The organism is Actinomycetota bacterium, from assembly GCA_030684515.1.
Taxonomy (GTDB): domain Bacteria; phylum Actinomycetota; class Actinomycetes; order S36-B12; family S36-B12; genus UBA11398.
Genome location: JAUXVJ010000024.1, coordinates 71,191 through 93,227, shown reverse-complemented (window position 1 = coordinate 93,227; position 22,037 = coordinate 71,191). Strand labels below are relative to the sequence as shown.

22 protein-coding genes and 2 pseudogenes are annotated in these 22,037 nt (G+C 58.7%); 20 read left to right on the top strand and 4 right to left on the bottom strand.

Annotated elements, in window-relative coordinates; translation table 11 throughout:
• Positions 1-61: 61 nt before the first annotated feature.
• Positions 62-1,111, top strand: a complete 1,050-nt coding sequence (locus Q8M73_09215) for an LLM class F420-dependent oxidoreductase (protein ID MDP2288725.1) — start codon at positions 62-64, stop codon at positions 1,109-1,111.
• Positions 1,108-1,938 (top strand): undecaprenyl-diphosphate phosphatase, encoded by an 831-nt coding sequence (locus Q8M73_09210; GenBank protein ID MDP2288724.1) that lies wholly within the window; start codon positions 1,108-1,110, stop codon positions 1,936-1,938. Before Q8M73_09215 ends, Q8M73_09210 begins: the two co-directional genes overlap by 4 nt.
• Here Q8M73_09210 and Q8M73_09205 read toward each other — a convergent pair.
• Complete coding sequence (locus Q8M73_09205; GenBank protein MDP2288723.1) at positions 1,935-2,957, bottom strand: magnesium and cobalt transport protein CorA; 1,023 nt, start codon at positions 2,955-2,957, stop codon at positions 1,935-1,937. The two genes, Q8M73_09210 and Q8M73_09205, sit on opposite strands and share 4 nt — an antisense overlap.
• 37 nt (positions 2,958-2,994) lie before the next feature.
• On the opposite strand from Q8M73_09205, the gene Q8M73_09200 reads away from it, so the two are divergent.
• From Q8M73_09200 to mshC, 4 genes are read left to right on the top strand one after another with little or no spacing between them, the layout of a single operon-like run.
• Positions 2,995-3,678, top strand: coding sequence for a histidine phosphatase family protein (locus Q8M73_09200; GenBank protein MDP2288722.1), 684 nt, complete (start codon positions 2,995-2,997; stop codon positions 3,676-3,678).
• Positions 3,679-3,713: 35 nt separating this feature from the next.
• Positions 3,714-4,250 carry a DUF3090 domain-containing protein gene (locus Q8M73_09195; GenBank protein MDP2288721.1) on the top strand — a complete coding sequence of 179 codons (537 nt, stop codon included), beginning with the start codon at positions 3,714-3,716 and terminating at the stop codon, positions 4,248-4,250.
• On the top strand, positions 4,250-5,032 hold the full coding sequence (locus Q8M73_09190) for an SCO1664 family protein (GenBank protein ID MDP2288720.1): 783 nt from the start codon (positions 4,250-4,252) through the stop codon (positions 5,030-5,032). The genes Q8M73_09195 and Q8M73_09190 overlap by 1 nt, the downstream gene beginning before the upstream one ends.
• Positions 5,033-5,065: 33 nt before the next feature.
• Entirely contained in the window at positions 5,066-6,292 is a 1,227-nt protein-coding gene (gene mshC / locus Q8M73_09185; protein MDP2288719.1) for a cysteine--1-D-myo-inosityl 2-amino-2-deoxy-alpha-D-glucopyranoside ligase, read from the top strand.
• On the opposite strand, the gene gnd is transcribed toward mshC, so the two are convergent.
• Positions 6,293-7,327 carry a decarboxylating 6-phosphogluconate dehydrogenase gene (gene gnd, locus Q8M73_09180; protein MDP2288718.1) on the bottom strand — a complete coding sequence of 345 codons (1,035 nt, stop codon included), beginning with the start codon at positions 7,325-7,327 and terminating at the stop codon, positions 6,293-6,295.
• A gap of 73 nt (positions 7,328-7,400) precedes the next feature.
• On the opposite strand from gnd, the gene pgi reads away from it, so the two are divergent.
• The gene (pgi, locus tag Q8M73_09175; GenBank protein MDP2288717.1) at positions 7,401-9,032 is read left to right on the top strand and encodes a glucose-6-phosphate isomerase; all 1,632 of its coding nucleotides are present in this window, start codon (positions 7,401-7,403) and stop codon (positions 9,030-9,032) included.
• Positions 9,033-9,046: 14 nt separating this feature from the next.
• On the opposite strand, the pseudogene Q8M73_09170 reads toward pgi, so the two are convergent.
• A pseudogene (locus Q8M73_09170) lies at positions 9,047-9,880 on the bottom strand (PAC2 family protein).
• Between the two features lie 182 nt (positions 9,881-10,062).
• Here Q8M73_09170 and Q8M73_09165 point away from each other — a divergent pair.
• The gene (locus tag Q8M73_09165; protein ID MDP2288716.1) at positions 10,063-10,722 is read left to right on the top strand and encodes an HAD family hydrolase; all 660 of its coding nucleotides are present in this window, start codon (positions 10,063-10,065) and stop codon (positions 10,720-10,722) included.
• Here Q8M73_09165 and Q8M73_09160 read toward each other — a convergent pair.
• Positions 10,719-11,594 (bottom strand): PD-(D/E)XK nuclease family protein, encoded by an 876-nt coding sequence (locus Q8M73_09160; GenBank protein ID MDP2288715.1) that lies wholly within the window; start codon positions 11,592-11,594, stop codon positions 10,719-10,721. The two genes, Q8M73_09165 and Q8M73_09160, sit on opposite strands and share 4 nt — an antisense overlap.
• Positions 11,595-11,635: 41 nt before the next feature.
• On the opposite strand from Q8M73_09160, the gene Q8M73_09155 reads away from it, so the two are divergent.
• The 12 genes and pseudogenes from Q8M73_09155 (at position 11,636) to tatA (ending at position 22,029) form a co-directional block, all read left to right on the top strand.
• Positions 11,636-12,556, top strand: a complete 921-nt coding sequence (locus tag Q8M73_09155; protein MDP2288714.1) for a tRNA (adenine-N1)-methyltransferase — start codon at positions 11,636-11,638, stop codon at positions 12,554-12,556.
• An 87-nt stretch (positions 12,557-12,643) separates the two neighbouring features.
• A pseudogene (gene arc, locus Q8M73_09150) lies at positions 12,644-14,245 on the top strand (proteasome ATPase).
• Positions 14,246-14,269: 24 nt separating this feature from the next.
• Positions 14,270-15,787, top strand: coding sequence for a depupylase/deamidase Dop (dop, locus tag Q8M73_09145; GenBank protein ID MDP2288713.1), 1,518 nt, complete (start codon positions 14,270-14,272; stop codon positions 15,785-15,787).
• A 25-nt stretch (positions 15,788-15,812) separates the two neighbouring features.
• Positions 15,813-16,019 (top strand): ubiquitin-like protein Pup, encoded by a 207-nt coding sequence (locus tag Q8M73_09140; GenBank protein MDP2288712.1) that lies wholly within the window; start codon positions 15,813-15,815, stop codon positions 16,017-16,019.
• Positions 16,016-16,864 (top strand): proteasome subunit beta, encoded by an 849-nt coding sequence (gene prcB / locus Q8M73_09135; GenBank protein MDP2288711.1) that lies wholly within the window; start codon positions 16,016-16,018, stop codon positions 16,862-16,864. The genes Q8M73_09140 and prcB overlap by 4 nt, the downstream gene beginning before the upstream one ends.
• A complete protein-coding gene (prcA, locus tag Q8M73_09130) occupies positions 16,861-17,550 on the top strand; it encodes a proteasome subunit alpha (protein ID MDP2288710.1) in 690 nt (229 codons plus the stop codon). The genes prcB and prcA overlap by 4 nt, the downstream gene beginning before the upstream one ends.
• A 9-nt stretch (positions 17,551-17,559) precedes the next feature.
• Complete coding sequence (gene pafA / locus Q8M73_09125; protein MDP2288709.1) at positions 17,560-18,924, top strand: Pup--protein ligase; 1,365 nt, start codon at positions 17,560-17,562, stop codon at positions 18,922-18,924.
• A 40-nt stretch (positions 18,925-18,964) separates the two neighbouring features.
• Entirely contained in the window at positions 18,965-19,552 is a 588-nt protein-coding gene (locus tag Q8M73_09120) for an FKBP-type peptidyl-prolyl cis-trans isomerase (protein ID MDP2288708.1), read from the top strand.
• Between the two features lie 9 nt (positions 19,553-19,561).
• Positions 19,562-19,921, top strand: coding sequence for an FKBP-type peptidyl-prolyl cis-trans isomerase (locus Q8M73_09115; protein MDP2288707.1), 360 nt, complete (start codon positions 19,562-19,564; stop codon positions 19,919-19,921).
• Between the two features lie 6 nt (positions 19,922-19,927).
• Entirely contained in the window at positions 19,928-20,890 is a 963-nt protein-coding gene (locus Q8M73_09110) for a WYL domain-containing protein (GenBank protein ID MDP2288706.1), read from the top strand.
• Positions 20,887-21,804 carry a WYL domain-containing protein gene (locus Q8M73_09105; protein MDP2288705.1) on the top strand — a complete coding sequence of 306 codons (918 nt, stop codon included), beginning with the start codon at positions 20,887-20,889 and terminating at the stop codon, positions 21,802-21,804. Before Q8M73_09110 ends, Q8M73_09105 begins: the two co-directional genes overlap by 4 nt.
• Positions 21,805-21,831: 27 nt before the next feature.
• Positions 21,832-22,029, top strand: coding sequence for a Sec-independent protein translocase subunit TatA (tatA, locus tag Q8M73_09100; protein ID MDP2288704.1), 198 nt, complete (start codon positions 21,832-21,834; stop codon positions 22,027-22,029).
• Positions 22,030-22,037: the final 8 nt, after the last annotated feature.

The following is a 22,037-nucleotide window of genomic DNA, read 5'->3' as shown; positions in this document are numbered from 1 at the left end:
GCTCTGCTGGCAGGGGGTTAGGCTCGCTGCTTGGCCGCGGCGCCACTGTGAAAGGACTCTCGTGAAACTTGGACTCCACCTTGGCTATTGGGGCGCCGGCAACGATGCGCAGAACATTGTCTTGGCTCAGGAGGCAGACCGACTGGGATACGACGTCGTCTGGACATCCGAGGCGTATGGCTCTGATGCAGCCACTGTTGCCGCTTTCGTTGTGGCGCAGACGACTCGGGTCGATGTCGGCACTGCCGTCTTCCAGATACCTGGACGGTCGCCAGCCAACACTGCGATGACCGCAGCGACTCTGGACACCTTGTCCGGAGGTCGCTTTCGCTTGGGCTTGGGAGTATCTGGCCCTCAGGTTTCCGAAGGCTGGCACGGTGTGGCCTTCGATCGACCACTTCAGCGCACTCGTGAGTATGTCGACATCGTGCGGATGGCGCTGGCGCGAGAGCGCGTGGAGTACCAAGGGGAGTGCTTCACTCTGCCGCTCCCGAACGGCCCTGGGAAGGCTCTCACCCTCACTATTCATCCCGTCCGTGAGCATCTGCCGATCTACCTCGCAGCCATCGGACCGCAATCCTTGGCCATGGTCGGTGAAATAGCCGATGGCTGGCTCTCCGTCTACTTCTCCCCGGAGCATGCTGAGCACACTCTGGGCGTTGTGCGCGAGGCGCGGTTGGCTGCCGGCAAGTCGATGGACGACTTTGATGTTGTCGCCTCAACATCAGTGGTGATAGGTGATGACCTTGAGGCCTGCGCCGATCAACTGCGCGCTGGCTCGGCGCTGTACATCGGTGGCATGGGCAGTCGAGACAAGAACTTCTACAACCAACTGGTGCAGCGCATGGGCTATGAGCGTGAGGCCAAGGAGATTCAGGATCGCTACATGGCCAAGGACTATGCGGGAGCACAGGCCGCGTTGCCGTTCTCACTCCTTGATCAGGTTTCGCTGATTGGCCCCAAGGAGCGCATCTGCGAGCGTTTGGTCGCCTTCTCCGAAGCAGGTGTCACCAATGTGACTTTCAGCGCTGTCGGCTCCACGATTGAACAGCGAATCGCGAGTGTCCGAACAATGGCCGAGGTACTCGACCTGTCAGGGTTGGCTACATGATCGATCCTGTCAGCTGGTTTGAGGCGATCGTTCTCGGTCTCGTGCAGGGACTCACCGAATTCATCCCGATCTCCTCTACCGCGCACGTACTGATCGTCTCCCAGCTCTTCGGCTGGGGAGACCCAGGTGCGGCATTCACTGCCGTGACGCAGATCGGCACCGAACTCGCTGTCATCGTCTATTTCAGAAATGACATTGCGCGGATTCTTGTCACGTGGTTTCGATCACTGCGTGACACAAGGCTGCGAAGCGAACTTGATGCCCGAATGGGCTGGTACATCATCGTTGGCACCATCCCGATCTCGATTCTTGGCGTTACCTTCTCAAGCCAGATCGAAACAGCTGCACGCAATCTCTGGCTGGTCGCATCGATGCTCATCATCTTCGGTGTCGTACTCGCCTTTGCCGACGCGCTGGGATCCCGACGACACGATCTGACTGAGCTGAACAAGCGTGATGGTCTGCTCTTTGGTCTGGGCCAAGCCCTGGCCTTGATCCCTGGGGTTTCACGCTCGGGGGCCACGATCTCCACGGGCCTTGCCTTGGGCTACACCCGCGAATCCGCTGCGCGCTATTCGTTTCTGCTGGCCATACCCGCAGTGCTGGCCTCGGGCTTCTATGAAATGACCAAAATCGGCGGCGATGAGACAGCCGCTTGGGGTCCAACCCTGCTCGCAGCCGTCATCGCGTTCTTCGTTGGCATCGCAGTGATCTCGTGGCTGTTGCGTTGGGTCATCACCAAGACGTTCCTGCCATTCGTGATCTACCGAATCCTGCTTGGCTTCGGCGTGATCCTGCTGCTGTGGGTAGGCGTCCTGACTGCTTAGAGCCAGCCGCTCTTTCGAAATGCGCGATAGAGCAATCCGCAGGCGGTGGCCATCAGCCCCATCACCATGAAGTAGCCATACTTCCAGTGCAGCTCGGGCAGATTGTCGAAGTTCATGCCGTAAATGCCCGCGATCATCGTTGGCACAGCGGCAATTGCCACCCACGCGCTGATCTTGCGCATGTCCTTGTTCTGCTGCAGATCCTGCTGCGAGGTGGCAGCCATCAGCATCGTGAGCAGCATGGTGTCTGTGCCTTCTACGGCATCATGAACGCGCATGAGGTGCTCGCCGACATCGCGAAAGTAGGCACGGAAGTCCACCGGGATCCAGGCGATGCCATCCTCCATGAAGTCATGAGCAACCACAACGAGCGGATTGACAGCTCGTCGTATCTCGACGTTCTCGCGCTTGAGGCGATAGATCCGGTCGGCGTACTCAACACGCCTGCCCGGTTGGAAGACGGCCTGCTCAAGTTCTTCCACGTCGTTTGCGACTTCGTCGGAAACGGCGATGTACTCGTCGACCACTTTGTCGAAGACGGCATAGAGGACAGAAACGGGACCCATTGAGCGGAGGTTGGGTGACTTCTCCAAGCGTTGGCGCAATCCCTGAAGGTCACCCACCTGGCCGAAGCGGACTGTGATGACGAACCAGGAACCGACGAACACGGCGATTTGGCCGGTGTTCACGTCCGAACTCGGCTCGTAGTAGTCCAGGACTTTGATGACCGCTAGTCCATGGCCGTCATCGTCAAAGTCAAATTTCGCACGTTGGTTGGGGTTGGCGGCGTCTTCCACCTGCAGATGCGACAGTTCAAAGACACGCGTGATCATGTCGAGTTCGTCCTTGGTTGGCTCAAACAGACCCAGCCAAACGAAGGACTCTGGATTGTCGTCGCAGCGTTGACGCAGACCTTCAAGTTTGGGAGCTGGATGTCCATCGCCTGGCTGCTGCCAGCTTCGAATGTCATCGATCGGCACAACGCCGTCAGGACTGTAGACGCCCATTCCCCGGATCACGGATCACATTGTGGGGGATCACTGCGAGACTATGTGCATGACCACGCTGATCCTGGTTCGACATGGCCGGACCCCCGCGAATCGCGAAGGGATCCTCGCTGGTTGGAGTCCAGGAGTTCATCTGGATGAGGTCGGGATAGAGCAGGCTGCCAAGGCAGCGCTCCGGCTGACCGACCTGCCAATCTCAACAGTGGTCACATCGCCGCTGGAACGAACTGTCGAAACGGCTGAAGCCATCATTGGCGAACGCGACATCCCAATGGAGGTCGATGAGCGCATCGGTGAATGTCGCTACGGCGATTGGACCGGCCGCCCGCTGAGCGAACTGGCCAAGGAACCGTTGTGGAAGGTCGTGCAGAGCCAGCCGAGTGCAGCGCACTTCCCGGGGCCAGAAGGCGAATCGATTACCCAGATGGCTCATCGTGCCATCGAGTCCGTCCATCATTGGAATTCCAAGATCGGCGCGGACGGCATGTACGTCATGGTCAGTCACGGAGATGTGATCAAGGCGATCGTCAGCGATGCCCTCGGGGCACACCTTGATCTGTTTCAACGAGTGCAGATCGATCCGTGCTCCATCAGTGTCATCGAATACACCCCCCGCAGGCCCTTTGCCATCCACATCAATGACACCGGAAGCGATCTGTCACGCTTGATTCCGAAGAAGAAATCGCGCCGGGCTCGCAAGGGTGATGCAGTCGTTGGTGGTGGCGCCGGATGACGCACGGTCAGTTGCGCGCCAGATAGGGTCAAACGGTGACTCGCCAACTCTTCGACTTCGCCGATCCAGAGAGATTTGTGGTTGGAACAGTCGGAATGCCGGGGGAGCGCACCTTCTTCCTTCAAGCACGAACAGGCAACCGTGTGGTGAGCGTGGTGCTGGAGAAGCAGCAGGTGGCCGCGCTGGCGGACCGAATGGAGCAGATCCTTTCCGTCCTGCACGGAACGAACCTGCCGATGCCCTCGGTCATTGACGACAAGCCTCTTGAATTGCCGATCTTCGAGGAATTTCGCGTCGGCACGATGGCTTTGGGCTGGGATGATGAGTCCCAGAAGATGGTCGTTGAGGCCTACGCGGTCACTGAGGACGAGGTGCCCGAAATGGGCGAAGACGACGAGGAAGGCGTTGACACCCTGCGTGTGCGCCTCACTGCCGATCAAGTGCGTGCATTTATGCAAAGGGCCCGCACCATGGTGGCCTCGGGGCGACCCGCGTGCCCCTTCTGCAGTCAGCCGCTTGATCCCAACGGACATATCTGTCCGCGAGCCAACGGATTTCGGCGACAGACCTAATGCTCATCGCAGAATGCCTCGCACTGGGGGAGCTCGAAATTCATGGGCGCCTCGCAGGTGCATCAAATGCGACCTTGTTCTGCACAGTTCCCTATGGCTCAGGTTCAGAACTGAAATGCGTGTATAAGCCGGTGCGTGGCGAGCGCCCACTCTGGGATTTTCCTGAAGGAACCTTGGCTGCGCGTGAGGTAGCTGCCTATGAACTGAATCTGCAGTTGGGTTGGGATCTCATCCCGATCACAGTCTGGCGCGACGACGGGCCTCATGGTGCTGGCATGTGTCAGCTGTGGATCGATGAAGCCGAGGCGGACGACCTCGTGGATGTGGTTTCGTCCAAAGTGGTGCGTGAGGGATGGCGCCATGTGCTGACAGGAGAAAGTCAGTACGGAGATGCAGTGCATCTCATGCATGCCGATCGCGCCGATCTTCAACAGATGGCTGTGCTCGATATTCTCATGAACAATGCTGATCGCAAGGCCGGCCACCTGCTGATCGACGAACGGCAGAAACTGTGGGGGATTGATCACGGCCTGACGTTCAATGATGAGCCCAAATTGCGCACAGTGTTGTGGGGTTGGTCGGGCCAGAGGGTTCCTGAGGACTACCTCGTGGATGTCGATCTGGCATTCGCACAATGGGACAGTTTGGAAAGCGCGCTGTCGCCATGGCTGTTGCCCTATGAACTCGATGCCTGCGCTGATCGATTTCGAGATCTCCTGCGGACAAAAAAGTTCCCGCAGCCTCCGACGTATTGGCCGGCTGTCCCATGGCCCCTCTACTGAGACAGGATCAAAAGCACTGGCTAAGGTGACCAAGTGCAATCGTGGCAGCAACCCCTCATTTCACAGTTGCCAGGAACAGGGCTCCCACTCAGCCTGTTCGACACAGCTGCCCAGGCGGTCCGGCTCACGACTCCGGGCCCTGTCGCGCGCATGTATGTCTGCGGCATCACCCCGTACGACGCCACGCACATGGGCCATGCGGCAACGTATGTGGCATTCGACTTGGTCTATCGCATGTGGCTGGATGCTGGCCACGAGGTGCACTACGTCCAGAACGTCACCGATATCGACGACCCACTGCTTGAGAGAGCCCTCGAACGCGGAGAGGACTGGCAGGCGATCGCCGAACGTGAGACGGCGTTGTTCCGAGAGGACATGTTCAGCCTTCATGTGATTCCGCCCCGGGAGTACATCGGTGCAGTCGAAGCGATCCCTTCAGTAGCTGAGCACGTCATCGCACTGCAGGCAAAGGGCAGCGTGTACGCAGTCGATGACGATCTCTACTTCTCCGTCTACGCAGATCCGCTGTTCGGTGCGGTGACGAATCTTGACCATGAGGAGATGCTCAGTATCTTCGCCGAACGTGGCGGCGATCCTGATCGGCCTGGGAAGCGGCACCCGCTTGACTGTTTGGTCTGGCAGGACGCCCGCCCAGATGAACCGGCATGGAATACCAAGTTGGGTCATGGACGACCCGGCTGGCACATCGAATGCGTTGCGATCGCCCTTGATCATCTTGGACCGATGATTGATGTGCAGGGGGGTGGCAGCGACTTGGCGTTCCCGCACCATGAAATGGGAGCGTCAGAGGCCCAAGTGCTGACTGGGCAGGCCCCGTTCGCTCAGCACTACGTGCACGCCGGCATGGTCGGCTGGCAGGGACACAAGATGAGCAAGTCGCGTGGCAATCTCGTCTTCGTCTCGCAGTTGCGCCATCAGGGCCATGATCCGATGGCTCTGAGACTGGCTTTGCTCGCGCATCACTACCGCAGTGATTGGGCTTGGACCGAGAACGGGCTCAGCGGAGCCGAGGATCGTCTGGCATTGTGGCGGGCAGCAGCCGATCAGGCTCAAGGGCACGACTTTGCTCCTGTGCTCCAACGAGTGCGCGAACATCTCAGCAACGATCTTCGAACACCCGAAGCAATCGACGCCATTGACGCGTGGGCCATGTCGTCTGCAGCTGGAACTGGCACGGATGCGAGCGCTCCGACCTTGATGCGTGCAACTGTGAACGCATTGCTGGGCGTTCAGTTGTAGTCAGGCCTTCTTCTCATCGTGTCCGCCGAATTCTTTACGCATGGCACTGAGGATTCGATCGCCAAAAAGCGCGGAACTCTGAGAATAGAAGCGCTCCTGCAGTGCAGCAGTCAGCACGGGGGTAGGGACGCCCTCCTCAATGCTTGCAATTGCCGTCCATCGACCCTCACCGCTGTCTGACACCCGTCCGCTGAACTCTTCAAGCTCAGAGGACTTTGACAACGCGAGTGCGGTCAGATCCAGCAGCCAGGATCCAACGACGCTTCCACGTCTCCAGACCTCGGCGATAGCCGGAATGTCGAGATCGAACTGGTAGTACTCCGGATTTGAAAGGGGAGCCGTCTCTGCATCAGCGTCACGCGATGCCTTGCCGGCATTCGCGTGCTTGAGGATGTTCAGTCCTTCGGCATAGGCAGACATCAAGCCATACTCGATGCCGTTGTGCACCATCTTCACAAAGTGGCCGGCGCCGCTGGGTCCGCAGTGCAGCCAGCCTCGCTCCGCCGGTGTCGGGTCGCCAGTGAGCCCGGGCGTGCGCTCGGCCGATTCAAAGCCAGGTGCGATGGTGTCCCACAGTCCTGAGAGCCGGTCAACGGTTCCATCTGCGCCACCGATCATCAGGCAATAACCGCGTTCGAGGCCATAGACGCCGCCAGAAGTGCCGACATCTATGAAGTCGATGCCCTTCTCTGCGCATCGCTGAGAATGGTGAATGTCATCGCGGTAGTAGGAGTTACCGCCGTCGATCAAAGCATCGCCTGGCTCCAGTAGACCGATCAATTCAGTGATGACGGACTCAGTGATGGCTCCGGCGGGGACCATCACCCAGACGGTCCGTGGCGTTGGCAGCTTGGCGACCAGATCAGCAAGATCACTGGACCCCGTCGCACCGTCGGCTACAAGTGTCTGAACGGATTCTGGTGATTGATCGAACACCACACATGAGTGCCCGTCGCGCATGGCACGACGCACCAGATTTGCACCCATCCGACCGAGTCCGACCATGCCGAGGGTTACTGGGCGTGAGGTTGCCATGTTGCCTCCTGAACCACTAGACATCGGTCTGTCCGAGGTCGTATTTCGATGAGGTTAGTGGAAGGTTCCACACATGAACAAAGTAGCCGCGATCGATCCTCGCACCTGTTCGGCTTGGATGAGTTTGGAAGCTCTGAGCACCACTGTCGGTGCCGGAACAATTCGTGAATTGATCGTTGACGACAGTGATCGACCCAGGAAGTACACCTTGGAGGCCGCTGGCATCTTCGGTGACTTCTCGCGCCAACGCGTGGACTCGGATGTCGTTGGTGCGCTGCACGAATTGGCTTCGCAGGTTGGCGTCTTGGAACTGCGCGATGCGATGTTCGACGGCAAGCACATCAACACCAGCGAGGACCGCGCTGTCCTGCACACGGCATTGCGTCTGCCGCGCGACGCCACGCTGGTCGTCGACGGAGTTGATGTTGTTGCCGAAGTGCACGCGGTGCTTGATCGCATGGGTCAGTTTGCGGAGGAAGTTCGATCGGGTACTTGGACCGGAGCTACTGGCAAGGCCATTACTGATGTGGTCAACATCGGCATTGGTGGTTCAGATCTAGGCCCGGCGATGGCATACATCGCTATGCAGCACTACCGCGACCTGGGCATCACCTGTCATTTCGTGTCGAATGTGGATCCTTGTGACATAGGCGAAGTGCTCGCACCTCTGCGTCCGGACACCACTTTGTTCATCGTGGCCTCCAAGACTTTCACCACTCTTGAAACCATGACCAACGCCAGCGCCGCTCGCGCCTGGTTGGTTGCTGAACTTGGTGATCCCGCGGTTGCCAAGCACTTCGTAGCGGTGTCGACCAATGCCGACGAGGTGTCCAAGTTCGGTATCGACACGGGTCATATGTACGGCTTCTGGGACTGGGTCGGCGGGCGCTATTCGATGGACAGTGCAATTGGCCTGTCCACGATGATCGCGATCGGGTCTGCGCATTTCAGTGACCTGCTGAGTGGCTTCCATGCAATGGATGAGCACTTCCGTACGGCCGCAACTTCGCAGAACCTGCCATTGATGATGGGGTTGATCTCTGTGTGGAACCGTGACTTTCTCTCGGTGCCCACCACAGCCGTGCTGCCGTACTCCCAGTACCTTGCCCGATTCCCTGCCTATCTTCAGCAGTTGACGATGGAGAGCAACGGCAAGAGTGTGCGTCGCGATGGGGCTTCGGTGTCCTACAACACCGGCGGAATCTACTGGGGGGAGCCCGGTACCAATGGTCAGCATTCCTTCTATCAGATGCTGCACCAGGGCACCAGCACAGTTGCCTGCGATCTGATCGTCTTCGCGCAGTCTCCGAAAAACTTGGGAACTCAACAGGACATGTTGGTTGCCAACGCTCTGGCGCAGGCATCTGTCTTGTCCCTGGGGCGAACGGCGCAAGAGGTTGCCGCAGACGGAACTGCTGACGAGTTGGTCCCGCACAAGGTGATGCCAGGCAATCGCCCCACGACTGTGTTCATGACTCGCGAACTGAACCCATTCACGCTGGGAGCGCTCATTGCACTGTATGAACACAGCGTCTTTGTGCAAGGAGCCATTTGGGGCATCAACTCATTTGATCAATGGGGAGTTGAACTGGGCAAGAAAGTTGCCATGGGGATCTTGCACGAGCTGGTCGCCGGCAAAGCCGATGACCAGTCCATTGACTCGGCAACCTTGGCCGATATGCAGAGGTATCTCAGCTTGCGCTAGCGAGTATCGGTACCGCGTCGACGCAAGTAGCGCTCGAATTCGCGAGCGATGGCCTCACCGCTTGCTTCGGGAAGGTCGGCAGCATCGCGAGCCTCCTCGAGCTGCCGCACGTACTCGGCCACCTCGTCATCCTCGGAGGCCAGTTCGTCCACGCCCATCTCCCAAGCCCGCGCATCCTCGATCAACTCAGTCACAGTGATGGAGACGTCCAGCACGTCCTCCACCTTCTGGATGAGTGCAAGAGTTGCCTTGGGGTTGGGAGGCTGGCTCACGTAGTGGGGAACTGAGGCCCACAGGGAAACAGCCGGTATGCCGAAGTTGGCGCAGGCGTGCTGGAGGACTCCAACAATTCCAGTAGGTCCTTCATAGGTCGATGTCTCAACACCAAGTTCGGCCTGCAGTTGTGCATCCGTGCTGGTGCCGTGAATTGGTACCGGCCGGGTGTGCGGCGTGTCAGTGAGCATCGCGCCGAGGGTTGCGACCAGTCGCACATCCAACTCAGCGCACAGGCCGAGAATCTCCCGTACGAATTGCTGCCAACGCATGTTTGGTTCAATGCCTTGGACAAGAACAACATCGCGCTTGGCTCCGGGAATCTGTGCGGTGTACACACGAGTCGCGGGCCAAGCAATCTGGCGCACCCCGGCTTCATCGGTCGACACCAGCGGCCTGTTCACCTGGTAGTCGTAGTAGTCCTCGGAGTCGAATTCGGCAAGAAGTTGGGCATCCCAGATTTCGCGAAGATATTCAATGGCTGAGGAGGCAGACTCTCCGGCGTCATTCCATCCTTCGAACGCGGCAAGGAGAATGGGCTCCTTGAGTTCGGGCAAACCGTCGAACTCAATCATTGCCAGCCCCCCGTCCGAGTGACCAGCAACAGACCAGGGCCAGAGTGCTGGTCAGTAGAGTTGGTCATCATGGCTCCTTCGTCGCACGCAAGCCCTATTGAGGCCCTCTCCACAAGAGTAGTGATGGCGTGTTTTGCATTGGGCACCGTGCACCACTCTGAGGTCCGGTTCTCCAACACGTGATGCCAAGCGCCGTGCTCTTCGATATGGATGGCACGCTCATTGACTCAGAGCATCTCTGGCTTGAGGCCGAGCACATCGTGATGGCAGCGCTCGGAGGTAGCTGGAGCGAAGCTGATCAGCGTGAGTGCCTGGGCGGTCCGCTTGAACGCGTGATCGACTACATGTTGGCACGAGTGACCTCGACGATGAGCGCCGCCGAGGCGATGGAGATGCTGTTGTCCACGATGGAGGAACTCCTTCGAACCACCCCGCTCCAGTGGCGACCCGGCGCCCGCTCATTGGTCGACGAAACGCTCAGTCTTGGCATTCCGACTGCGCTGGTGACGGCCTCTTGGCGTCGCCTGATCGACGCAGTGGAATGGGCAATTGACCACGATCTGGGGCGAAAGGCCTTCACCCTGACTATTGGTGGCGATGAGGTAGAGCACACCAAGCCGCATCCAGAGCCCTACCAAGAGGCTGCGCGGCGACTCGGATTCGCGGCGAAGGACTGCCTTGCACTTGAGGATTCGCCGACAGGCGTGCAGTCAGCACTGGCCGCTGGCTGTCGGGTGGTGGCGATTCCGCATATTGCTGAGATTGAGGCAGATGCTGGTATCGCGCAGATCGCCAGCCTAGAAGGCATGAGCCTTCGGGGTCTTTGGCAATTACTGGACTAGGACTCCTCGCCCTGGGCGCTTTCAAAGGCGATGGATTCCCAGGTGTCCTGACTGGGAAGTTCAGGTGGAGTGCCACCGTAGGCCGGGCACAGGTGTTGATAGGAGCACCACGAGCACAGCTTTGATGGTGTTGGTGCGAAGCCTTCGTTGACTGCTGACTGGATGCGGGCTCGAATCGACAGGATCTTCTGCTCGGTATTGAGCAGATCCTGTTCGTCCGGCTCATATCGCAAGGCCTCTTTACTCCCCAGATAGAGCAGCTGGAGCATCGCGGGAATCTCGCCGGTCAGGCGCCACCAAGCCAAGGCATAGAAGCGCATCTGAAACATGGGCTTGGATTCAAAACCGGCGCGTGGCGCCTGCCCGGTCTTGTAATCAACAATGCGAATCTGGCCGGCCGGGGCCTTGTCGACGCGATCGATGAAGCCGCGAATGCTGAAGCCCTCGGCTATCTCAACTGAGATGGCGACCTCGCGAGCGTGAGGCTCAAGTCGGGAAGGATCTTCCAGAGTGAAGTAGGTCTCCAACAGCGGTTGGATCATCTTGACCATGGTCGCGGCGTAGTGATCGGGGCTTGCAGTCGAGGGGTCGAGCTTGGCATCGACGAGAAGTGCGTGTGCTGCGGGCTCGTCAGCGGCGGCAAGACGCAGCCACGCCTGCGAAACCAGGGTCTTGGTGGCGTCAATGGAACGTCCGCTGGCCGGCAGGTCGAACATTCGCTCAAGAACCTCGTGCACCAAAGTTCCGCGCACTGCGGCTGCGGAAGGCAGTTCAGGGATGCGATCGATGCTGCGCAATCGAAACAGCAGTGGGCACGTCTGAAAGTCATTGGCTCGCGAAGGGGACAACGCACGCGGGAAGGCCTGACTCACGCGGCCCACTGTAGGCCGCAGGGGTGACTACGCTTGCTTGAATGTCGAATGCAGTGCACCGCAAGGGACCATTCCGCGAAGGCGATCTCGCACAACTGACCGATCCCAAGGGAAAGCTGCACACCATCACATTGACCCCGGGCAAGGTTTTTCACAGTCATCGCGGGGGTCTGCCGCATGACGACATCATCGGGCAGGAGTCAGGCTCAGTGCTGAACGCCTCCGGTGGCTCGCCATATTTGGTGCTGCGTCCCCTGCTGGACGACTTTGTGCTCTCCATGCCCCGTGGCGCCACCGTGGTCTACCCCAAGGATGCAGCGCGAATTGTGGGCCTGATGAATCTGCATCCTGGTGACCGAGTTGCCGAGGCTGGGGTTGGCTCTGGCGCGCTGACCTGCTCGTTGCTCAAGGCCGTGGGGCCTGCCGGAATGGTCTATAGCTATGAACGGCGTGAAGAGTTTGCCGCCATCGCCGAGGCCAATGTTGATACGTGGTTTGGAGCCCGCCCGCAGCAGTGGACGCTCATTCTGGGAGATCTGACCTTTGCCCTCCAGGAGCGCGATCTTGATGCAGTGGTGCTGGACATGCTGGCGCCATGGGAGTGCCTGGACACTGTCGCATCGGCGCTGGCTCCGGGGGGAATCCTCGTGGGCTACGTCGCGACGACGACTCAACTCTCCAAGCTCGTGGAGACCATGCGGGTAGCTGGGGTGTGGACAGAGCCGCGCGCCGAGGAGTCGATGTTGCGCACTTGGCATTTGGACGGTCTATCGGTACGCCCTGATCATCGAATGAATGGCCACACCGGCTTTCTTGTCACCGCACGACGTCTTGCTCCCGGCGCGGTGCTGCCAACTCGGCGCCGCCGTCCAGCGCCGGGCGCCTATGGCGAGGACTACACCGGACCAGGTTCGCAACACGCCGCGAACTCCGAATTAACAGACAAAGAGTTAGAGTCGTAGGACGAGCAATGCGAAGGAGGGGCAATGACGGACCCGAATACGCCCGAAATCGAGCGTGTCATTGCTTTGGAATCTGCCCTGACTCGCCTTCGAGGTGATCTCATTGCGCACAAGGATCACAACACCAGACTGATCAGCACCCTGCGCGAAGCTCGCGAGCAGATCGTCAATCTCAAGGGTGAGCTTGATCGACTCGCGATGCCGCCTGCCGGCTACGGAACCTTCCTGCGCGCTGTTGATGAATACACCGCAGATGTGCTCTCGGCCGGCAGGAAGATGCACGTGCCTGTGGGTCCTGGCATTGATCTGAGCACACTGGTTCCGGGTCAGGAAATCATGCTCAGCGACTCGATGACCATCATTGGTGTTCGCGACTTTGAGGATGTCGGCGAGATAGTGATGCTGAAGGAACTCATCGACAATGGAACTCGCGCCCTTGTCGTTGGTCGATCAGATGATGAGCGGGTCGTACGACTGGCCGAGCCCTTGCTGACGATCAAACTTCGCGCTGGCGATTCACTTCTGCTGGACACCCGCTCGGGTTACGTCACTGAGCGCGTCCCCAAATCCGAAGTCGAAGAGCTAGTGCTCGAAGAAGTGCCCGATATTCGTTATGAGGATATTGGCGGCCTGGGGGAGCAGATCGAATCGATCCGGGATGCGGTCGAGTTGCCCTTCTTGCATGCAGAGCTATACACCGAGCACCAATTGAAAGCACCCAAGGGAATCCTGCTCTACGGCCCGCCCGGTTGTGGAAAGACGCTCATCGCAAAAGCTGTGGCCAATTCCCTTGCGAAGAAGGTTGCCGAGCGCAATGGCACGGAAGAGGGTCGCTCCTTCTTCTTGAATATCAAGGGTCCTGAACTGCTCAACAAGTACGTGGGTGAGACAGAACGACATATCCGCCTGGTCTTCCAGCGTGCTCGCGAAAAGGCCTCAGAGGGCATGCCGGTCATCGTGTTCTTTGACGAGATGGACTCACTGTTCCGCACCCGTGGTTCAGGTGTGTCCAGCGATGTTGAGAACACCATCGTGCCGCAATTGCTCAGTGAGATTGACGGCGTGGAGAGGCTTGAGAACGTCATTGTGATTGGCGCCTCCAATCGCGAGGACATGATTGATCCAGCGATCCTGCGCCCGGGGCGCTTGGACGTGAAGATCAAGATTGCGCGGCCAGACGCCGAAGCAGCGCGCGAGATCTTCAGCAAGTACTTTGTGCCAGAACTGCCGATCCACCCAGAAGATGTGGCGGCGCACGATGGCGATATCCCCGCTGCGTGTGCGGCGATGATCCAACGCGCAGTCGAAATGATCTATGCCGAATCCGACGAGAATCGTTTCCTTGAGGTCACCTACGCCAATGGCGACAAGGAGATCCTCTACTTCAAGGATTTCAACTCCGGAGCCATGATTGAGAACATCGTGGCTCGGGCCAAGAAGGCCTCGATCAAGGCCTTCCTCGACACTGGCGAGAAGGGCATCCGTGTGCAGCATCTCATTGATGCCTGCCTCGATGAGTTCCGTGAGAATGAGGACCTTCCCAATACGACGAATCCGGATGACTGGGCCCGAATCTCTGGCAAGAAGGGCGAGCGCATCGTCTTCATCCGTACCTTGGTGCAGGGTAAGAAGGGCAACGAAGCCGGTCGTTCCATCGCTACGGTTGCCAATACCGGCCAGTACCTGTGAGGTTGCGCAGAAAGTGAGTGCCACATGACCGTGCATCGGATCATGGGCATTGAGACTGAGTACGGCATCACCGTGCCAGGCGTGCGCATCATGAACGCAATGGCCACGTCCACTCGGCTGGTCAATGCCTACGCACGCAACAACATTCGTGGACGGCAGCGAAATCCCAAGTGGGACTACTCCGAGGAAGCGCCTCTGCGTGATGCTCGTGGCTTTGATATGAGCCGATCCGAAGCCGACCCGTCGCAGTTGACTGATGATGACATGGGCATGGCCAATGTCATCTTGACCAATGGTGCGCGCTTCTACGTTGATCACGCGCATCCGGAGTATTCGTCGCCTGAGGTCACGGGTCCGCGCGACGCAGCGCTCTGGGACCGAGCAGGTGCCGCGATCATGTATCGGGCCGCCCAGTACACCACTACCGATGGGGTTGACCTGCCGATCCTGTTGTACAAGAACAACACCGACAACAAGGGCGCCTCGTACGGTTGCCATGAGAACTACCTCATGAATCGATCGACGGAGTTCTCCTCGATCGTTGCGTGGATGACACCCTTCTTCATCTCCCGGCAGATCTTCACGGGTGCTGGTCGACTTGGAGTCGGACAGCAGACTCGCGATTTCAAGTATCAAATCAGCCAGCGTGCGGACTTCTTTGAGACCGAAGTGGGTCTAGAGACCACTTTCAAGCGGCCGATCATCAATACGCGCGATGAGCCGCACTGCGATGCAGAACGTTTTCGTCGACTGCACGTGATTGTGGGCGATGCAAACATGAGCGATACCGCTACCTACCTGAAGATGGGCACGACCTCGCTGGTGCTCAGCATGCTGGAAAGCGGCTTCTTGAGCGACAAGGACATGACGCCGACGGAAGCTGTCCGATCCATGTATGCGGTCAGCCACGACATCACTCTGCAAAAGCGGGTGCCTCTCACGAATGGGCGCAACTGGACAGCGTTGGAGATGCAGCGAGAGTTCTGGAACCTTGCATCAAAATTCTGCGATTCAAGTTTTGCCGACGATATTGACGAGGAGACAGTCGATGTCCTTCTTCAATGGGGTCGGGTGCTTGATCGCCTTGAGGAAGAACCGATGGAATGTGCCGACGTGCTGGATTGGGTCGCCAAGTACCGGCTGATGGAGGCGTATCGCACCCGTGGTGACCTCGAGTGGTCATCAGCGAAGCTGCAGGCGATCGATCTGCAGTACGCCGATATTCGACCTGACAAAGGTCTGGCCTTGCGCTTGGAAGAGCGCGGTCAACTCGTGCGCATGCTGACCGACTCGGAGATCGAGCACGCTCAATTCCATCCACCCACTGACACCCGCGCCTATTTCCGCGGCGAATGCCTGCGCCGTTTTCCCGATGAGATTTCCGCAGCGTCTTGGGACTCCCTGATCTTTGACCTGCCTGGCAAGGAAACTCTGATACGGGTACCCACGATGGAGCCCACCAAGGGCACTCAGGCCCTGGTTGGCGAACTGCTTGCCAACGCAGCAAATGCCTCAGAACTGGTCGAGTTGCTGGGTGCTTAGTCACCTGAACAGGTAACCTAGACAAATGCCTCAACGCGAGAACGCCGAACGCAAGTCCGCACGGCCTGCGCAGGACGTACCCGAAGAACAGGTGTCCTCGAATGCGGCCGCGACAGAACGCAAGGCTGCCCTTGATGCTGAAGTTGATTCAATGCTGGATGAGATCGATGACGTGCTTGAAGTCAATGCCGAAGACTTCGTGAAGTCCTTCGTGCAAAAGGGTGGTCAGTGACTTCGGGTGGTGGCCTGCTGCCGGCGGCTTACCTTCGCTCAGGCTCGCCCTCGTTTGCTGATTTTCTTGCCGACCTTGCGCCTGACGTACTCAGTGCGCGTTTGCTACTGAATCCTGCTGTGGACTCCAGCACCCTTGCACCTCATGCCACCACAATCGTGGCCTTGCGCGGCAGCTTTGGCGCGATCATGGCGGGCGATCGTCGCGCGACTATGGGCAATGTGATCTCTCAACGCGATATCGAGAAAGTCTTTCAGGCTGATGAGCATTCAACCATCGGCATCGCGGGAGCTGCCGGTATTGCACTTGAGCTTGTTCGCCTCTTTCAGGTTGAACTTGAGCATTACGAGAAGATCGAGGGCGTGCAGCTGAGCCTGGACGGCAAGGCCAATCGACTGTCTGGGCTTCTGCGCGGCAACCTCGGTATGGCGATGCAGGGGCTGGCGGTCGTGCCAATGTTCGCCGGCTATGACCTTGATCGCGAACGCGGACGGATCTTCTCGTATGACGTCACCGGCGGTCGCTATGAAGAGCACGACTATCACTCTGTGGGATCGGGTGGATTCTTCGCCAAGAACTCGATGAAGAAGATGTATCGCGAGAACATGTCGGCCGAGCAGGCAATCATGGTCGCCCTTGAGGCTCTGTACGACGCAGCAGATGACGACAGTGCAACGGGCGGTCCTGATCTGGCTCGCGGGATCTTCCCGGTCATCGCAGTGACTGATGCGGTGGGGGTGCGCCTGCTCCAAGAGGACGAGCTCGCCGCATATGTGACCACCATTGTTCAAGCACGTCAACGACGCCCAGATGGGCCTCTCGTGCCAATGGAGGATGCACAGTGAGTATGCCCTTCTATGTCGCGCCCGAGCAGATCATCAAGGACAAGGCCGATTACGCCCGCAAGGGGATCGCCCGTGGGCGCAGCGTCATCGTTGTCGAGTATTCAGATGGTGTGCTTTTCGTCGCTGAGAATCCTTCGCGTGCGCTGCACAAGATCAGCGAGATCTATGACCGCATCGGCTTCGCGGCCGTCGGAAAATACAACGAATTCGAGAATCTCCGAGTTGCCGGTGTGCGACTTGCAGATATGCGCGGTTACTCCTACGACCGGCGCGATGTCACCGGACGCAGCCTCGCCAATGCCTACGCCCAGACTCTCGGCACGATCTTCACCGAGATGCCCAAGCCCTATGAAGTCGAGATCGTGGTGGCCGAGATTGGCGAGGACTCCAGCGAGGATCAGCTCTACCGGCTCACTTTCGACGGTTCGGTAGCCGACGAGCAGGGCTACGTCGCGATGGGTGGCCAGGCAGAGAGCATCACATCAGCTCTGGAGGAGCAATGGCACGCCGGAATGTCACTCGCCGACTCCTTGAAGCTCGCAGTGCGATTGCTCGGCGAATTCGGCGCTGAAGAATCTCGCACACTTGAGCCGGCAGCACTGGAAGTTGCTGTGCTTGATCGCACCCGCCCGCGCCGGACCTTTGTACGCATCAATGGCAGTCGTCTGGACACTCTTCTGGCCTAGTGTGGGCAGATGAACCGCAGGATCTTCGGACTAGAGACCGAATTCGGAGTGACCTGCACTTTTCAAGGACAGCGTCGACTCAGCCCTGACGAAGTGGCCCGCTACCTGTTTCGTCGAGTTGTCTCATGGGGCCGCAGCAGCAATGTCTTCTTGCGCAACGGCTCTCGGCTCTATCTGGATGTCGGCAGTCACCCTGAATACGCAACACCTGAGTGCGACAGCGTTCCACTGCTCATCACTCATGACCGCGCAGGTGATCGCATTCTTGAGGGCCTTGTCTACGACGGCGAGGAGCGTCTTCGCGCCGAAGGCATCAATGGAGACATCTACCTGTTCAAGAACAACACTGACTCCGGCGGCAACTCCTACGGCTGCCATGAGAACTACCTCGTGGAGCGTCATGGTGATTTTGCCAGGCTTGCTGAGCGTCTGATTCCCTTCTTCATCACTCGCCAGATCGTTACCGGGGCAGGCAAAGTGCTACAGACTCCGCGCGGCCCGATCTATGCGCTGAGCCAGCGTGCCGATCACATCTGGGAGGGCCTTTCCAGCGCCACCACGCGCTCGCGGCCAATCATCAATACCAGAGACGAGCCGCACGCTGACGCAGAGCTTTATCGACGCCTGCACGTAATCGTCGGTGATTCCAACATGAGTGAGATGACCACAATGCTCAAGGTCGGCATCGTGGACCTGGTCTTGCGCATGCTTGAAGGTGGCGTGGTGATGCGCGACATGAGCCTTGAAAACCCCATTCGATCGATCCGCGAGATCAGCCACGACTCCACTTGCAAGACGGAGGTGAAACTCAGCACCGGCAGGGATCTCACAGCTATCCAGATTCAATCGGAGTACTACGAGAAGGCCAGCGACTTCGCAGACAGCCGTGGCTTGCGTGAGGATCCAATACATCGTCAGGTGCTCGCTCTGTGGGAAAAGTCGCTCATCGCTTTGGAAGCGGGCGATCTTGATGCTCTGGATCGTGATGTGGATTGGGTCATCAAGAAGAAACTGATCGATCGCTATATGGATAAGCATGATCTGGGCCTTGACTCCCCACGCATTGCGCAGATCGATTTGGCCTATCACGACATCACCCGCAATCGAGGACTGTTCTACCTGCTCGAACGGCGCGGGATGGTCAACCGGATCTCCAAGGATTTGGAAGTCTTTGAAGCCAAGTCGATTCCTCCGCAGAACACGAGAGCAAAATTGCGGGGCGACTTCATCAAGAGTGCGCAGGAAAATCATCGGGACTACACCGTTGACTGGGTTCACCTGAAGCTCAATGACCAAGCGCAACGGACGGTGCTGTGCAAAGACCCGTTCACAGCCGTAGATGAACGTGTTGAGAGGCTCATCGCTTTGATGTAGGGCACGGTGAGCAGTCCAGTCGTCATACTAGGCTCACGCCATGCGTAAATATGCGATCCTTCTGGCCGCGGGGCTCCTATTGGCGGCCTGTTCTTCTCAAGAAGCCAGCCCGTCAGATGCTTCCAGTCCAGCAGCACCAGTCAGCGGCAGCAGCTACGTGACCTCTCAGTGCGCGATCACTGGTGGCAGCCCAGTTGATTCAGAGTCTGCGCCAACGCGTGGCACCACTGTTGCGGGCGTCACTGTTGAAGACACTGATCTCGCACCAGTCATCACTGTGGCACCGGCACTTCCGGCAGCCACCGAGGTCATCGCCAAGACTCTGAGTTCCGGCAAGGGGCAGGCCATGACAGCCACCGACACCATCACCTTCAATTACTGCGGCGTTGGTCTGGTCAGCCAGCAGCAGTTCGATTCCTCATGGGCCAATGGTGCTCCGATCACGTACCCACTGAGTCAATTGATTCCCGGCTGGGGACAGGGCATGCCCGGCATGAAGCTGGGGGAGGAGCGCCTGCTGATCATTCCGGGCGCCGCCGGATATGGATCCAACCCACCAGCGGGCAGTGGCATCCTGCCTGATGAATCGCTGGCCTTTGTTGTCCAGTTGATCTCCATCGAGAACTAGGGTTGAGGCATGACGCAGAAGCCGGAAATTGACTTCATTGAAGGGCCCGCGCCCACGACCTTGGTCATCACTGATCTGATTGTCGGTGATGGCGCAGAGGCTGTCCCCGGTGGTCGAGTAGAAGTGCACTATCTGGGGGTGGAATTCACCTCCGGAGAGCAGTTTGACTCCTCCTGGGATCGTGGCGAGTCGATCACCTTTCCCCTGAACGGTCTGATTGCGGGCTGGCAGGAAGGCATCCCCGGAATGAAAGTCGGGGGACGCCGCCAGTTGGTCATTCCACCGGCTCTTGCCTACGGCGAATCAGGCGGACATCGCCTGGCTGGCCAGACTCTGGTCTTCGTCATCGACCTGCTGAACGTCGGCTAGGCACCCTTGGCTCGTGTCGATCGCACTGAGCGTTTGCTCAATGTGGTGTTCTGCTTGCTCGGATCGCCGAGGCCAGTGCCCAGATCCGAGATCCGGCGCGCCGTGGCCGGGTATAGCGGTGATGCATCAGAAGTGGCCTTTGAACGCATGTTCGAGCGCGACAAGGATGCGCTGCGCAGCATGGGCATTCCCGTTGAGACGGTGCTGGATGCCAGTGGTGATGTTGAGGGCTATGTCATCCGTCGCCAATTGACGAATGAAGAGCTCACCTTCGATGCTGATGAGCTTGCTGTCATTGCGCTGGCGGCTGCCACCTGGCAGGCAGCCGTGCTTGAAGCCCCAGCCATCACGGCCCTTCGCAAGATTGAGTCAATTTCGGGCGATGCCCCTGAATTGCGCGAATTCAATGACGTCCGCATGACAGCAACCGATGCGGCCCTGCTTCCGCTTATGGCTGCACTGCGTGAGCAGAGGGTTGTGACGTTTGACTACCGCGGTAGGCAAGATGAGCAAGCGGTTCTGCGCAGCTTGGACCCTTGGGGAGTCATTGCCCACGACGGCCAGTGGTATCTCGTGGGGCACGACCTGGATCGAGATGAGCGACGCACGTTTCGGGTCTCACGCATCAGCGGATCCGTCACGCTCACAGCTCGCCCAATCGAGCATGGCCGGCCCAATGGCATTGATCTGGCAGAGATTGTGCGAGGCGCTGAAGCCGAGAATCCCGCGCGGGCACGAGTGCTGATCAAGGCGGGCCAGGGAGCTCAATTGCGGGCAGCAAATGACTTCTCAGGCGATCCCTTTCAGGATGTTGAGCTCTTGGTCACGGCAATCTCTGAGGATGTCCTGATCTCGCAACTGTGTGCGGCAGGGGCAGGCGTTGCAGTCCTTGAACCGCCCGACGTCCGCACCAAGGTCATGCAGGCACTGATGACTGTCGTGGAATCCCACGCGGGGGCGAACGCATGAGCGATTCCGGTTCGCGCCTGTCACGCTTGATGACCATGGTTCCGTGGCTGGTCGCTCACGACGGCGTCAGTATCAAGGAAGCCGCTGAGCACTTTGGCATCTCAGTTGAACAGTGCGAGAAGGACCTGTGGCTCTTGGTCGTGTGTGGACTTCCGGGTCACGGACCAGATCAACTGGTTGACATCCAGTTCTGGGATGACGGTCGCATTCATGTCATCGATCCGCAGACGTTGGATCGTCCGCTGCGCTTGAGCGGTGACGAGATCATGTCCCTGCTTGTGGCGCTGCGACTGCTGCTCCAGGTTCCGGGAACGCATGATAGAGCCACCTTGCACAAGGTGATCTCTCGCCTGGAAGTGGCCTTGGGCGCTCCGGCTGCTTCAGCTGGCGTCATGGTGGAAAGCGGTGTGACAACAGCAGTGCTCGATGCCATTGATACTGCCCTGACAGACAAGCGGACCCTTCACATCGTGTACGCGGCGCGAACAGACGACGCGGTGACCGAGCGAGTCGTGCACCCCAAACAGATCGTCACCACTGAAGGCCGGCTCTATCTCGAGGCCTACTGCCAGCGGGCTGAGGCGATACGAACATTCAGGGTCGATCGCATTTTGTCCGCCGAACTGGGGGAGTCCGACACCTCTGAAAGCCCCGGCACCACTGCTTCGGCCAAAGTACTCACAGCGCAGGTACGCATTGCTCCCAGCAGTCGCTGGGCCTTGGACATCTATCCCTTGACGAACGTCGTGGAGTTGACCGACGGGCGCTTTGAGGCTGAACTGGCGTATCAGGACCTGGAATGGCTCAACCGGGTCGTACTGTCACTTGCGGGGCAGATGCAGGTCATCTCCCCTCAAGAAGCCAGACAGTGGGTGGCGGATGCAGCACTCGCGGCCCTCTCGTCGTACTCTTGACCATATTCCCCTACGAAGGACTGGTTGATGTTCAAGAGTTTTGGCGCACCTGAGATCCTGATCATCGTCTTGGTCATCGCCTTGCTGTTTGGGGCTAAGCGCCTTCCCGATGCAGCTCGTGGACTTGGCCGCTCCCTGCGCATCTTCAAGGCTGAAACAAAGGGCCTCACCGAATCTGACCCGACCCCTGAGGATGCTGCAGTCAAGAAGACGACTGACGAGTAGCCGCCTGG

What these genes read in the sequence shown, in the direction of transcription:
- Q8M73_09210 (MDP2288724.1), top strand. Translation starts at nt 1,108, where the DNA reads ATGATCGATCCTGTCAGCTGGTTTGAGGCGATCGTTCTCGGTCTCGTG.
- Q8M73_09200 (MDP2288722.1), top strand. Translation starts at nt 2,995, where the DNA reads ATGACCACGCTGATCCTGGTTCGACATGGCCGGACCCCCGCGAATCGC.
- Q8M73_09190 (MDP2288720.1), top strand. Translation starts at nt 4,250, where the DNA reads ATGCTCATCGCAGAATGCCTCGCACTGGGGGAGCTCGAAATTCATGGG.
- gnd (MDP2288718.1), bottom strand. Translation starts at nt 7,327, where the DNA reads ATGGCAACCTCACGCCCAGTAACCCTCGGCATGGTCGGACTCGGTCGG.
- pgi (MDP2288717.1), top strand. Translation starts at nt 7,401, where the DNA reads ATGAACAAAGTAGCCGCGATCGATCCTCGCACCTGTTCGGCTTGGATG.
- Q8M73_09165 (MDP2288716.1), top strand. Translation starts at nt 10,063, where the DNA reads ATGCCAAGCGCCGTGCTCTTCGATATGGATGGCACGCTCATTGACTCA.
- Q8M73_09155 (MDP2288714.1), top strand. Translation starts at nt 11,636, where the DNA reads ATGTCGAATGCAGTGCACCGCAAGGGACCATTCCGCGAAGGCGATCTC.
- dop (MDP2288713.1), top strand. Translation starts at nt 14,270, where the DNA reads ATGACCGTGCATCGGATCATGGGCATTGAGACTGAGTACGGCATCACC.
- Q8M73_09140 (MDP2288712.1), top strand. Translation starts at nt 15,813, where the DNA reads ATGCCTCAACGCGAGAACGCCGAACGCAAGTCCGCACGGCCTGCGCAG.
- pafA (MDP2288709.1), top strand. Translation starts at nt 17,560, where the DNA reads ATGAACCGCAGGATCTTCGGACTAGAGACCGAATTCGGAGTGACCTGC.
- Q8M73_09120 (MDP2288708.1), top strand. Translation starts at nt 18,965, where the DNA reads ATGCGTAAATATGCGATCCTTCTGGCCGCGGGGCTCCTATTGGCGGCC.
- Q8M73_09115 (MDP2288707.1), top strand. Translation starts at nt 19,562, where the DNA reads ATGACGCAGAAGCCGGAAATTGACTTCATTGAAGGGCCCGCGCCCACG.
- Q8M73_09105 (MDP2288705.1), top strand. Translation starts at nt 20,887, where the DNA reads ATGAGCGATTCCGGTTCGCGCCTGTCACGCTTGATGACCATGGTTCCG.
- tatA (MDP2288704.1), top strand. Translation starts at nt 21,832, where the DNA reads ATGTTCAAGAGTTTTGGCGCACCTGAGATCCTGATCATCGTCTTGGTC.